Below are 12,669 nucleotides of genomic sequence, written 5' to 3'. Positions count from 1 at the left end.
ATATTAAAAGAAGCCAAGCCAGCATATAAATGTCTTTGAATTTAAGAATATCAAGATTTATCTTAAAAAACAAAAATTCAGTGTTCAATTTCATTTTCCTAACTATCCACAATCCCCATTTTCCTCAACAAGAAACTCGCATTCATATTAGTGGCAACGCCATCTTTGAATTTATAGTCAAAGGTGAGCACGTCATTTGTAATATCAGCATCAAAGAAGTAGTTAGAGATACTGTCATATTCATGAGCAACTTCAGTAAGGCTTAAATCGTGTGTGGCGATAATTCCTGTAGCATGTTTTCTGGAAAGTTTCTCGATGAGTTTTCTGGAGCCATTTGCTTTATCCTGACTGTTGGTTCCTTTTAAGATTTCGTCCAGGACTATAAAATACCGTTCGGTTTCTATTTTATCTACGATGTATTTGAGGCGTTTTAACTCGCTAAAAAAGTAGCTCTCGTCATCGGTCAGTGAATCGCTGGTTCTCATGCTGGTGATAAGTTTAATAGGACTGTACACTATGGATTGTGCGCAAACGGGTAGTCCTACATTTGCCATGACTATTTTCATGGAAACAGTTCTTAAGAACGTACTTTTTCCAGCCATATTTGCTCCGGTGATGATAAAGAATTCTCCACTCGATATGTTAATGTCATTTCCTATCGCTTTTACTGGATCTAGTAAAGGATGTATCGCCTCTTTTACTTGTAACTTAAAATCACCAGTTTCTATGGTTGGGTAGATGTAGTCCTTATGGTTGTAGGCAAAATTTCCTAACGAGTTCATAGCATCTATTTGTGCTACGGTTTCTAGCCAGTTTTCTATATGATTTGCGTTTTCTTTTAACCAGCCTTCTATGGTATGTACTTGTTTTAAATCCCATAGCCCAAAACCATTTGCCAGAACTCCAAACAGCATATTATTGCGCTGGTCTAATCTACCTATAGCTCTAGCCAATTCCTGAAATCTAGCAGAGGCTGGAACGTCTCCTACTATAATCCTAGATTTCATTTTTTTCAACAGTTCACTTTCAAAATTTTCATTTTCTACAGCAAGAATGAGCTGACTGTATTGCTGGAAAAATAATTCTAACTCACTAATATTTGTACTGAAAGCAGTAATGCGTTTTACATACTTACCCGTAATGGCAAGTCCTCCAAAAAAAGAAGCTGCAAATACGTATCCATTTACCCAACCTTTAAAATATGCTATTCCTAAAAGAACCGACACTGCGATCCATGCCCATGGTAACCACTTAAAAACTTGAGGTACAAAAATCTCATATCCTTTAATCCATGCCAGCATGGTTTTAGGATTCTTTTCATTATTAAGCAAGGTTGCAGTTGCACCATAGTTATGCCTGAAATCTATCTTATGAGATAATTCTTGAACAGCCTCTTGTTTGCTCTGTATTTGATCGATATCGTTAGATAAAAACTGCTGTGCTAGAGTGTGGATACCGTCTTTAGTGACACTACGGTTCATGTACTGAAAAAAAGAACCATTCCCAAAGAGGTCTATATCTCTACTATACTCATGTTCCTCTTGTAAAAACTCAGCACCATCAGGTCTATGTAAGAAATCACGATCGAGTAGTTGTAATTCTAGTTTATTGCGATCTAGTAGCGCTTGTTGAAAATCTCTTTTTCTACGTAAATTCTCGTGCCTGGAAACAAGCACTAAAAAACCTATAAAAGTAACAGCCGCAATAGCGAGAGCAACTTGCCATTGTGACCAGAAAAAGTAAATTCCAGCGGCTCCAGCTATAAATAATAAAAGTCTGAGCGTGCTAGATAATCGCAATTGATTCTTTAAGATATCTCGCTGCTTCTTAAATCGATCTATGCGTTTTTTATAAATTTCTACTAGGGAATCTTTCAATTATAAGTTTTTAAGAGCATCTTTTTGAGCTCGAGTTAATTTTGTAACCACTAAGTCATAGCTGTGATCTATCCATTTTTTAAGTTCTGGTGTGTCCATCGCTTGATCTGTAAAAATGGTATTCCAGTGTTTTTTATTACTGTGAAAACCACCTATCACGGTACCATCAAATTCTTCTCTTAATTTAATCGCTTTCTCAGGATCGCACTTTAGATTAACAGCTGGCTCACCACGTTCCCAGCGATCCAGTCCAGCTAGGCAAAACATCTTACCCATTACTTTAAAGACCAGCGTGACCTCGTCAAAGGGAAACTCTTCAGTAACTCCTTTTTTACTCATGCAATAATCTCTTAATTCATCGATGTGCATTAAACTTCTAGTTTTTTAGTCGTTGCCACCTCATCCAGTACCAGTGTAGAATAATCCAGTTTCCAGCCTATGGTAGCTGCCAGTCCTTCCATAAGTTGGATCGTTTGCAAGGCCTCTTGACGGGCTTGTTGCATTAAACCACTTTCAGGAATTTTATCTATGATATGTTGCTTTGCATTACGAGAAATTTCAGTAAGGTCTTCACTGGTAAAAGAATTTGCCCAGCCTTCTCTTTTATCATAATAGTTAAAATCTGTCTCGATGCTTAACACTTGCGGTTGCGGAAAGTTAGTCAGCCTGATCGTCTTAGATTTAGGATCACTATCCATAGTTATTTTTGTGAGGTCAAAACCTATGTGAGCCTTTGCATTAATGAGTATAATAGCTTTCTTTTTACCCAGCAGTAAACTCATCATTTTCTCCTTTACGATCTCGTAATGATAAATCTCAGCAAAATCACCTTCTACGGTAATGAACTTGCAAACAGAACGTATTTTTTCCATGAGCACCACACTTTGTTCGAGCGTGTTTTCTTTTTTACTCATCTTTCCCATAAATGCCCTGAAAGCAAAAAAAGCAATCACAGCACCTGCGGCAAGTCCTATAAACAGTAATTCCATGGTTCAAATTTACAATATTTGATATAGAACTGGTCGTGATGGTGCCGCATCATTTTCTAATGGCGCGACCTGTAAATCTAGCATATAAAGTCCGTCTACTACAGCGTCAGGAACATAAATTAACTCTGTAATGGTAGCGTCTAAACGCTGTGTCCCGTTAAAATCCCAAAAAGCCTTGTGAGCCAGTAACGCACCATTATCTTTTTCTTTATCTACACTAGGTAAGTCTATAAGGATGTGTTTTATGCCGCTTTCGCGAAAGCGTATCATAACATCTTCCAGGATATAAGGTGGATTACTATTAGAATAGTTTTTAGACTTTTTACTTACCGCGTTAGGCAAAGTACGGATAACAACAGCCTCAACTCCAGCTTGTAAATCTTTAAAATGAGCTGTAGTAATGGCTAGATCTTCACCTTGCCGGTCTGGAGTTACACTAAACAACTGTGCTTTAAAGAACGTCTTTTTTAAAGCTGAATTCACACTGTGAAACGCTTCAGTAATATGACCGACACATTCTGTGTGTGTCCCGTGACTGTGTGGATTAAAATGAACATTATTAAAATTAGTCGAGCCACCTAATTTTACATTTCCCACATATCCATCTACCTCAACATAACTTATTTGCGGCTGGTCTATGTACCACGCTCCTACTCCAGCATCATTTTGTACCGCAAGACTGATGTCTATGGGCTGGTCTAGATGTATATTAATTTGCTCGTTTTCTAACTGTATGGTAGTTTGCATAGTATGTTTCTTAGATTGACATGATATAAGTATGAAAATAGATAAAACAATTATTCTTTTCATACTAATCTTTTTGTGGGACATTAAACTCTAACTGGAAAAAAGATAAGTACTCGTGTAAGGGTCCCATGCCCATTTTTATACGGCGAGCATTTACTTTTTCTGGATCTTGTAACTCGTATAACTCATAAGTACCGTCTTCATTCATGAACACTTGTGAGCCGTAGAGTTGTGGTTTCCCATCATCCATAAGCATGCGATCTTGCATTAAGGCGATGTCTTGCCTTTCTAGCAGTCCGTTTTTTGCGGCATCTAGGAGCATAGGAAAATATTGTTTACGTTTTGTTGCACTGGCGTGTTGAATAACGAGCCATATGGCGGTATGACCTAATTCCCCTGCGCTTTCTTGTGTAGGCATACCACATTTTTCAATGATTTGTTCCACAACGGTGAGGTTACTCTCATCAATTTCCTGAACCTTAAGATTATCTGTTCTTGCGTCTTGATCTCTTGTGTAGATTCTTTTAAGAAGTTCTTCTAGATGATCGCAATTTATATCACTCGAACCATTTTTTAGTAATGGTTTGATCTTTTGAGCGATGCGCACTTTATCTGGGTCTTGTAACTGTACTTTTACAAGCACAGTATCAGCATTTATCATCCAGTCTGCAAAGGGTAAATGGTTTGCTAGTTGAGTACGTTCTTTAATGGTGAGTAATTTACCATTAACACTGTAATAAGGAACATCATTAGGTATAGTAAGGCTATTATCAGTAAGCAACTCTACCATTTCATCATAAGTGATAGTGGTGAGTAGTTCATTTTTATCCTGACAAGAATATAAACCTAGTGTTAAAAAGACTATGAAATACCATCTCTTCATTTCTACTTGGTGGTTTTTAGATGTTCATCTACATACACTTCATACCTCTTTTTTTGCTCCTTTATATCATTCTCTTGATATTCTAATATTTCCTCGAGTAAACCAGAGAGCTTAAAAATAATAGTACGTTTTTTATTATTACTCTTAATCACATAAGCTAGGAAGAGATGAAACAAGCTTAAGGTTATAATAATTAATCCTATGACTAGGAGTAACAAACTAATTTCTTCTTTGTCGGTTTGAGTTAAATACTCTCCACTTTCCTCCATAGCAGTTATAAAAGCACCTGGGAAAAAACAAAAAAGAGCAGCAACAAATAAAATGACAGCAATCACAATAAGCAATACTCTTACCATACCGAAACTGACATTCTTAGATATTTTTACAATTTTGTGCTGATAGATCTGATGGTAAGCCTCTTCAAACTGCTTGTTTTTCTCTTTAGCAACTTCAATAGCGTTTATTTTTTCTTGTCTTATTTCTTCAACAACATTCATAGTTTTTAATTCAAATTCAACATAAATAACTCACTGGCTATGCCATCGCTTAAAAATTTCCCCTTGCGCGTGACCTGTAAGGTATCGCCATCTAAATATAGTAAATGGTCTTTTATATAACCGGCAGCTTGATCTAGTAAATAAGTTTTAAAATTAGCTCCATAATCTTTACTCACTTTTTCAAGTGAAACGCCATAAATAGTGCGCAAACCAGTCATAATATATTCATTATAACGATCTACCGTGGTGAGTTCTTCTATTTCCATAGGCAATTCACCTGCCTGAATGGATTTAAGGTACTTTACATTATTATTAATATTCCATCCTCGTTTTATACCATCAAAGCTGTGCGCGCTGGGACCTATTCCTAAATAACTTTTACCGGTCCAGTATGCGGTATTATTTTGAGAAAAATAGCCTTCTTTACCAAAGTTAGAGAACTCATAATTACTATAACCGTGCAGTTGCATCGCATCGAGTAAAATATGGAAATGCTGTTGAGCAAGTTCATCATCTACTGGAGCTATAATTCCTTTTTCTATAAATGATTTGAGCGGTGTTTTATCCTCAACGGTCAGTGCATAGCTAGAGATATGTGGTATTTGCAAGTCTATGGCTTTATAGATATTCTCTCTCCAGCGCTCTACAGTCATTCCAGGAATACCATAAATAAGATCTATGGAGATATTATCAAAATAGGATCTTGCTGTAAGAATACATTCCTGAGCTTCTTGAGCATTATGCGCTCGATTCATCAGTTTTAAATCTTCTTCAAAAAAAGACTGAATTCCTATGCTTAATCTATTGATGGGCGATTGTGATAGTTCTTTGAGTTTCGCTTCGGTTAAATCATCTGGATTTGCTTCTAGTGTGATTTCTGGGTTTTCAGTGACTTGATAATTCTCATAAACTGTATCAATAATTTGACTGATCTGAGAAGTATCGAGCACACTAGGCGTTCCACCACCGAAGTAGATGGTTTGTATGGAGTTTTGAGAATCTGCTTTCGCGAAAGCGAACTCCAAAACATGGTGCTCCTTGCTTAGTCTTATTTCCTCACACAGTGCAGCAATCATCTCATTTTTATATTTCATGCTGGTGCTAAAGTGAAAATCACAATAGTGACAGGCCTGTTTACAAAATGGAATGTGAATATAGATACCGCTCATGAAACAAACTTAAAGCTAAAAACAAAATCAAAATCAAAAAGAAATTGAAAAGAAATTGAAAACTTGAAGATACGTTGATTTATTACAAAGAACAGGTTTTACAAAAAAGCTCCATTGAAGAGATAAATTTATCAAAATGAAAGAGCTCCTTCGTTAGTTACGAAGAAGCTCTTTTGAATATTATCATTAAAAACAAATTACTGTCTATATATCAAATCGCATCTGGAAATAGATGTAACGTGGTAATACAAAAGTTTGAGTAGTAGATGTTGCAATCTGACCAAAGTTATTTGCTACAATGGACTCAGCATTTAATAAGTTAGTGGCAATTAAGGAGTATTGCCATCTGGATTCTGGTTTTTGATAACGAATAGATGCGTCGAGGAATTCAAAAGTGTTTTCCTGTCCGGCATTATTTGAGAAGTCATTAAAGTCATAATCTGCACGGAGCAACCATCTTTTACCCATCTGCAGGTCTATACCAGCACTGTAAGTATTTGTCGTACCATCAATTTGAAAGGCGCCGTTATCACTATTATTAATTCCTAAATTATAGCTTAAATCAAAATTCAGGCCTTTCTGAAAATTAGACCTTGCATCTATTCTATAGGACTGATTGATATTCACTGATTCCTGTTCAACACCATTAATAAGGTTGTTATTACTAGACCAGCTTCCCGAGACATTTGCTCCTAATCTAATTTTTTTAATTTCTCTACTATAACCCACATTACCGTTTAAGGACTCATTAGGTAACAAACCATTTATAGGGGCAATTACCTGATTTATTCCATCAAGTTGAACCTGAGACTGAATGGCATCTCGCTGTTTAGAGTAGTTAACAAAGGCATAAATATTAGTTAGATTAAACATATTAAAGTTTGTGTACACTAATCTTATATTATCATTAAGCTGACCTTCTAGCTGGTTATTACCACTATTTAAACTGTTATAATTTCTGAAAATAATACCTTCTGCATAACTGTTTACATCATTAAAGGTTACATTTTGAGTATAATTTAATCTCAACTTTTGCGAACTTTTTATATCAAATCGCGCTTCAAAATCGGGTACTAACCGTTGTGTTTCTATAGAATTCTCTACACCATTTTGCAAATCATAAGTTCTAAAACTATGTGCCGTTACACCAGGAGTAAAGGTGAACTTACCCGTAATAAACTTATAATGTACTGCGGCAAATAAGTCTGTAAAATTATACTGCACATTATTATTTCTATATTGTACATCTTGTAATTCATTCCTTTCTCCAGCATCTGTAATTTGAAAAATATCTGAACTATAATTTTGTTGAGAAACGGTAGTTCCTAGAGTAAAATTAATATTGCTTTTCTTATTAAGCACGTAGAAATAATCCAGTTTTGCATCAATCTTATTAGTGTTAACAAAACGTTCTTGATTGATGTTAAAAGGATCTGCCTGTTCAAGTCCTAGCTGACCATTGAAAGGTTCTGGATCCTGTTGATCTCTAATATTTCGGATCGCATTATAAAATGGGTCTTCTTCTTGATTTAAGAATTGAGACTCTAAGGCAAAAATATGTCTTTCTCCAGCGGTGTAATATGCGTTTAGGGACTGGTTATATGAAATAGGCGTTTGACTATTTTCTTGTCCTATATCTTCTGTAATATCAACTAACGGGTCTCCAGGGTTTCCCGTTAAATTCTCTGGACGTTGTGAGACAAAATCTGAAAGTTCGCGCTCGTTTGTGATATTAAAACGACCATCATAATTTATAGAAAGGTCTGAGTTGGGATTATACTCAGCTCCTAACTTGAATATCCCTAACTCAATACGTTCTGTAGATTGATCATCTGTATCTTCTACCAAACCGCTATCAATAAAAGTACGATTATTTACAGTTCTTGCGCGAGTGTCAGAACTAGAAAGAATAGCAAAAGCACTCATATCTAATTGATCACTTACTTTCCAAGAAGCATTTCCTGCTAAGAATCTACTATCAATAGAAAGCGCTCTGTTAGTTGCTCCTCCATTAAAAGAGCTTGCTTGGCTAACGTTAATAGACGCGTTATTTTGCCTTGTATCTCTACGACTAAATCCAGTAAATCTTCTAAAATCTCTTCCTGTAAAAGCAGGCACACCTAAATTGTTGAAATCAGTTAAAATATTTACGGAGAAATTCTCACTGTAATAAAAAGCTTTGGGCTGTATAAGATAACGCTCAGCATTACCACCATAACCAGCACCTACGGTAGCTTCTCCAAACCAGAATTTCTTCTTCCCTTCTTTGAGCTTGATATTAATCACATAGCGATCTTGATCATTTCCTAACCCTTTAAGCTGAGATTGATTGTTATAATTTTTGAGTACTTGAACTTTGCTTACCGCATCTGCAGGGATGTTTTTTGTGGCGAGTCTAGAATCACCTTCAAAAAAATCCTTTCCTTCTACTTGAACTTTTTCTACCTGCTGACCTTCTACGCTTATATCTCCATCTTCATTCACCTCTACACCTGGTAATTTTTTAAGCACATCACCTAGTTTATCTTCAGTACCGTTTGTAAAACTATCTGCATCATAGACTATGGTATCTCCTTTTATAGAAACGGGCATTTGATACGTTAAATTCACGGCATCGAGCTCATCTGCTCCTGCGACCATCATAAAATTCTTAACTAGGTCAGCTTGTAAGTTTTCTACTTTTTCCTCGATTTGTTTGAGTCCTAGAAAAGAAACTTTAATCGTATAAGTACTATCTTTTTTGAGTCCTTCTAGTTTATAGTTTCCAGCCTGATTAGTAATCCCAAAGGCTCCTAGGTTTTTATCTTGCTGGTAGGCAATCACATTTGCCATTTGTAATGGTGTCCCTAAACTGTCTACTACAGTTCCAGTAATTTTAAAAGTTTGGGCCATTGCTGTACCTGTTGATATAATCAGGGCAAGCGATAATAAGAGTAATTTGTTTTTCATAATAGGGTTGTAGATTCACCGGTTATGAGAATCTCACTTTTTAGTTAAAGAAATGCGAGATGGTCAGTCTCGCATCTAGACAATTTTTATAATTTTAACTTATTATCGACCGCGACTGCGGCCTCTTCCACCACTCCATCGCTGTCTCATTTCGTCCATTTTTACTTTTAAAGTTTTGTCATATTCTTCTTGAGTAACTACGTCTCCTTTTTTTGCAGGCTTGATTTCATCTCGCTCTTCAGGATTAATGGTGATCTGAGAACACAGCAGCGTTGTATTTCCAGAATTTACTTCTAGTATTAATCCTGGTAAACCTCCATATATTCCAGGTCCGTGCTGTACAGGAATTTCTGGTGTAAACCATGCGACTACTTGTACCTCATCTGGTTTTTCAAACATAGCGGTTAAATCACCACTTGCTTGGGCTATACTATCTTTTCTCTTCTGTTCAGCGGCTGCTGCTTCATCTTTACCTCTACCTTTTCTTCTCCAGTTTGCCCAGTCAAATTCTCCACTAGGCATAGTAGCTGTAGCTTTCATAGCCATATAGTTTCCTATTTTACGAGACTCACCAGTAATTTTCCATGCTAGTTGTGGTATAGAATCTTGAATTAAGAATGTTTTACCCATCATATCACGTTGTTCTGTATAAGTTCCACCGGTAATGTCTTTATACTTTTCTCCAGCCATCATGGTTCCCATCATGCTGCCCCAGCCGCGACGCTGTCCAGGAGCTTCTAGCGCTACTTCTTCCTTATAAGTGGACTCTGTGCGATTGAACTTAAGGACATAAGTTTTCTCAGTCATCTTCTTCATGTTCTCTTCAATGCGCTTGCGACGTTCTGGTGTTATGTCGCGATTGTTATCCATCCAGCTGTTGTCCATTTTAACCTTAGACATATAGGTTGCCTCTCCATACATATCTTGGGCTGTCATAGTTGCTCCACTTAAAACAACTGCAATAAATAATACTATCTTTTTCATAATCCTTTTAATATTAACCTGGCAAAATTAGACAGATTCTTTAACTTAACAGTTAAGACTATCCAAAAGTATAAAGGTTTAATTAACCACCTGTAGAGAAACTCTGAATGATAAAACCACCTTTACCATTTCCCTGTCGTTCCATCATCTCGTCCATTTTCCTTTTTTGAAGTTTATTAAAATCTTCCTGACTCATTTCCTTACCAGCTTTAGGTTTTTTTAGTTTTAAGTCCTGATCTGGATTTAAAACCAGTTCCGTTAATAAAATGGTAGTGTCGTTTTCCTGTACTTCTATGATAAGTCCAGGAAGTCCATGAAAATCTCCAGGTCCATTACTTATAGGAATTTCTGGAGTGTACCATGCGCTAATTGTTGGGTCATAATCATCCATCATATTTAATAATCCAGACTCGGCTGCCTCAGTAGCTTCTTCTTGAGTCACTTCTTGCTCATCTTGTTTTATTTCTGGGACATAAATAGCCTTAAAGCAGTTATATTTTCCTATTTTTTTAGTTTCATTCAATAGTTTCCATTCATACTCTGGCAGCTCATCTTTTATCACAAAATCTTTTCCCATGATATTCCCTTGTTTAATATAGGTATTATCTTCTATATTTTTATAAATGGTACTTCCCACACCACCACTAGTAGTTAATGAAAATGATATTCCACTACTCGGTCCACCAGGTGTTTTTAATTCTTGAACTTTATCATAAGAAGATTCTGTTCTGGTAAACTCTAGTTCAAACTCTTGTTGACTTCCTTTTTTAAGCTGCTCCATGAGCGCTTTTACCATCGGGTCACTCTCTGCTTTTTTACTCATGGCAGAGTCATTTTTCATTTTGATTTTAGTCAGTGACAGGTACGTCGCCTTTGCTTTAAAATCTTGTTGAGCTTGTGCGGTATGCGCTTTCGCGAAAGCGAGAACCAAAAAACTGATCAGTGTAATATGCAATCTATTCATAACATGTTTATTTAACTTGTTCAAAGATGAGTGAATTTAAACAATTCTAATTTAAACTGATTACATACCGATGCCTCAAAAACCTAAGCCAAAGTAAAGTGCGATTGCTACTTTTCAAGTTAAAACGGGTGAGGTTGCTACTGCAATGGAATCTTGGTTCGATAATTGGTTGTATTTTAACCGCATGAAATGGTTATTGATTTTATTTTTCACAAGTTTGCTTACTACACAAGCACAACAGAGCTCTACACAAAGTATATCGCTTATATGCGATGAATTTTATGGTGTGGACGATTTTGAAAATTTGTATTACAGCACTAATAACGTTTTGTATAAAAAATCACCTACTGATCGTATGGAGTTTTATGATCTACAACTAGGCGATATCGCCAGTGTAGATATTATTAATCCATTAAAAATACTTGTGTTTTATAGAGACATGCAAACCATAGTTTTCCTGGATAACCGCTTGAATGAGCAATTAAGGCTTAATCTTAACACGCTACAACCTCAGCGATTTATAGAACATGCACGGCTCGCTGGTGAACGTCGTTTGTGGCTCTATAACATGGATATGTCGCGGTTAGAACTTTATGATTATGTGAACAATAGACTCATTAACAGCACCACACCCACAAGCAATCCTGTGGTAAAAATGCAGTGTGATTACAACTTTTGCCATTTAATTACCAGTAACTCTATTATCTCTTTTAATACTTATGCTAGTGAAACCAGCCGTATTAGTGCAGAAGTGCAACTTCCTGTGGCTTATGACTTTGAGCTATTAGTCTATAAAAATAGTAATGGCTGGAAATGGTACCGATTTGATAAGGAATTCCGCTTTAGCGAAAGCGAACTAAAACAACCAATTTCTAAAGAATACGTGCCAGAATCTCTTTATATAAAAGGCAATAAACTTTATATTTACAACCGCAATCGTTTAATTGTTGATACAATCAACCTGAAGAAATAATCTTATGCATATCGCAGTCGCCGGAAATATAGGAGCTGGAAAAACTACTCTTACTAAATTACTTGCTAAACATTATAAATGGACACCTCAATTTGAAGACGTTTTAGAGAATCCATATCTAGAAGATTTTTATACAGATATGGAACGCTGGTCTTTTAATTTACAGGTGTATTTCTTGAACAGTCGTTTCCGTCAGATACTGGAGATCCGTGAAAGTGGTAAAAAGATCATTCAGGACCGCACGATTTATGAAGATGCCAGTATTTTTGCTCCTAACCTTCATGCTATGGGATTGTTATCGCAGCGTGATTTTGATAATTACTCTACCCTTTTCAACTTAATGGAAAAACTTGTGGCTGCTCCAGATTTGATGATCTATTTGCGCAGTTCTATTCCTAATCTCGTGAACCAGATTCATAAACGTGGACGCGATTATGAAAACACAATTTCCATAGATTACCTAAGCCGCTTGAATGAGCGTTATGAAGCATGGATCCACGGTTATGATAAAGGAAATCTTCTTATTATAGATGTAGATGACATAGACTTTGTAAATAACCCAGAGGATCTAGGTGATATAATCAATAGAATAGATGGTGAGCTTACTGGGCTTTTTGCTTAGTAAATATGTACATGA

The 12,669-nt window shown here is 36.2% G+C and carries 12 protein-coding genes; 2 read left to right on the top strand and 10 right to left on the bottom strand.

The window, feature by feature from the left end; all coding sequences use genetic code 11:
• Positions 1-98: 98 nt before the first annotated feature.
• The 10 genes from ACTF48_RS05830 to ACTF48_RS05785 form a co-directional block, all read right to left on the bottom strand.
• Positions 99-1,877 carry a MutS-related protein gene (locus ACTF48_RS05830; RefSeq protein WP_438962210.1) on the bottom strand — a complete coding sequence of 593 codons (1,779 nt, stop codon included), beginning with the start codon at positions 1,875-1,877 and terminating at the stop codon, positions 99-101.
• Positions 1,878-2,246 carry an MmcQ/YjbR family DNA-binding protein gene (locus tag ACTF48_RS05825; protein ID WP_438962209.1) on the bottom strand — a complete coding sequence of 123 codons (369 nt, stop codon included), beginning with the start codon at positions 2,244-2,246 and terminating at the stop codon, positions 1,878-1,880.
• Positions 2,246-2,866, bottom strand: a complete 621-nt coding sequence (locus ACTF48_RS05820; protein WP_438962208.1) for a DUF4230 domain-containing protein — start codon at positions 2,864-2,866, stop codon at positions 2,246-2,248. Before ACTF48_RS05820 ends, ACTF48_RS05825 begins: the two co-directional genes overlap by 1 nt.
• A gap of 9 nt (positions 2,867-2,875) precedes the next feature.
• Positions 2,876-3,613, bottom strand: coding sequence for a cyclase family protein (locus ACTF48_RS05815; RefSeq protein WP_438962207.1), 738 nt, complete (start codon positions 3,611-3,613; stop codon positions 2,876-2,878).
• Positions 3,614-3,677: 64 nt separating this feature from the next.
• Complete coding sequence (locus ACTF48_RS05810; RefSeq protein WP_438962206.1) at positions 3,678-4,496, bottom strand: DUF6624 domain-containing protein; 819 nt, start codon at positions 4,494-4,496, stop codon at positions 3,678-3,680.
• Between the two features lie 2 nt (positions 4,497-4,498).
• Positions 4,499-4,993, bottom strand: a complete 495-nt coding sequence (locus ACTF48_RS05805) for a hypothetical protein (RefSeq protein WP_438962205.1) — start codon at positions 4,991-4,993, stop codon at positions 4,499-4,501.
• Positions 4,994-4,998: 5 nt separating this feature from the next.
• Positions 4,999-6,162: a radical SAM family heme chaperone HemW gene (gene hemW / locus ACTF48_RS05800; RefSeq protein WP_438962204.1), complete on the bottom strand. Its 1,164-nt coding sequence runs from the start codon at positions 6,160-6,162 to the stop codon at positions 4,999-5,001.
• A 204-nt stretch (positions 6,163-6,366) separates the two neighbouring features.
• On the bottom strand, positions 6,367-9,111 hold the full coding sequence (locus ACTF48_RS05795; RefSeq protein WP_438962203.1) for a carboxypeptidase regulatory-like domain-containing protein: 2,745 nt from the start codon (positions 9,109-9,111) through the stop codon (positions 6,367-6,369).
• A gap of 102 nt (positions 9,112-9,213) precedes the next feature.
• Positions 9,214-10,095, bottom strand: a complete 882-nt coding sequence (locus ACTF48_RS05790) for a GLPGLI family protein (protein ID WP_438962202.1) — start codon at positions 10,093-10,095, stop codon at positions 9,214-9,216.
• 82 nt (positions 10,096-10,177) lie between these two features.
• Positions 10,178-11,059: a GLPGLI family protein gene (locus tag ACTF48_RS05785; RefSeq protein ID WP_438962201.1), complete on the bottom strand. Its 882-nt coding sequence runs from the start codon at positions 11,057-11,059 to the stop codon at positions 10,178-10,180.
• A gap of 184 nt (positions 11,060-11,243) precedes the next feature.
• On the opposite strand from ACTF48_RS05785, the gene ACTF48_RS05780 reads away from it, so the two are divergent.
• Complete coding sequence (locus ACTF48_RS05780; RefSeq protein ID WP_438962200.1) at positions 11,244-12,032, top strand: hypothetical protein; 789 nt, start codon at positions 11,244-11,246, stop codon at positions 12,030-12,032.
• Positions 12,033-12,036: 4 nt separating this feature from the next.
• Positions 12,037-12,654 carry a deoxynucleoside kinase gene (locus ACTF48_RS05775; protein WP_438962199.1) on the top strand — a complete coding sequence of 206 codons (618 nt, stop codon included), beginning with the start codon at positions 12,037-12,039 and terminating at the stop codon, positions 12,652-12,654.
• Positions 12,655-12,669 lie beyond the last annotated feature (15 nt).

The sequence above is a fragment of the Nonlabens sp. genome, from assembly GCF_965660805.1.
Taxonomy (GTDB): Bacteria; Bacteroidota; Bacteroidia; order Flavobacteriales; family Flavobacteriaceae; genus Nonlabens.
This window is presented reverse-complemented; position numbering and strand designations above follow the sequence as displayed.

Excerpts from the sequence above, each read along its gene's own strand:
- ACTF48_RS05795 (WP_438962203.1), bottom strand. The coding sequence starts at position 9,111 with ATGAAAAACAAATTACTCTTATTATCGCTTGCCCTGATTATATCAACA.
- ACTF48_RS05775 (WP_438962199.1), top strand. The coding sequence starts at position 12,037 with ATGCATATCGCAGTCGCCGGAAATATAGGAGCTGGAAAAACTACTCTT.
- ACTF48_RS05785 (WP_438962201.1), bottom strand. The coding sequence starts at position 11,059 with ATGAATAGATTGCATATTACACTGATCAGTTTTTTGGTTCTCGCTTTC.
- ACTF48_RS05780 (WP_438962200.1), top strand. The coding sequence starts at position 11,244 with ATGAAATGGTTATTGATTTTATTTTTCACAAGTTTGCTTACTACACAA.
- ACTF48_RS05815 (WP_438962207.1), bottom strand. The coding sequence starts at position 3,613 with ATGCAAACTACCATACAGTTAGAAAACGAGCAAATTAATATACATCTA.
- ACTF48_RS05825 (WP_438962209.1), bottom strand. The coding sequence starts at position 2,246 with ATGCACATCGATGAATTAAGAGATTATTGCATGAGTAAAAAAGGAGTT.
- ACTF48_RS05810 (WP_438962206.1), bottom strand. The coding sequence starts at position 4,496 with ATGAAGAGATGGTATTTCATAGTCTTTTTAACACTAGGTTTATATTCT.
- ACTF48_RS05820 (WP_438962208.1), bottom strand. The coding sequence starts at position 2,866 with ATGGAATTACTGTTTATAGGACTTGCCGCAGGTGCTGTGATTGCTTTT.
- ACTF48_RS05790 (WP_438962202.1), bottom strand. The coding sequence starts at position 10,095 with ATGAAAAAGATAGTATTATTTATTGCAGTTGTTTTAAGTGGAGCAACT.
- ACTF48_RS05805 (WP_438962205.1), bottom strand. The coding sequence starts at position 4,993 with ATGAATGTTGTTGAAGAAATAAGACAAGAAAAAATAAACGCTATTGAA.
- hemW (WP_438962204.1), bottom strand. The coding sequence starts at position 6,162 with ATGAGCGGTATCTATATTCACATTCCATTTTGTAAACAGGCCTGTCAC.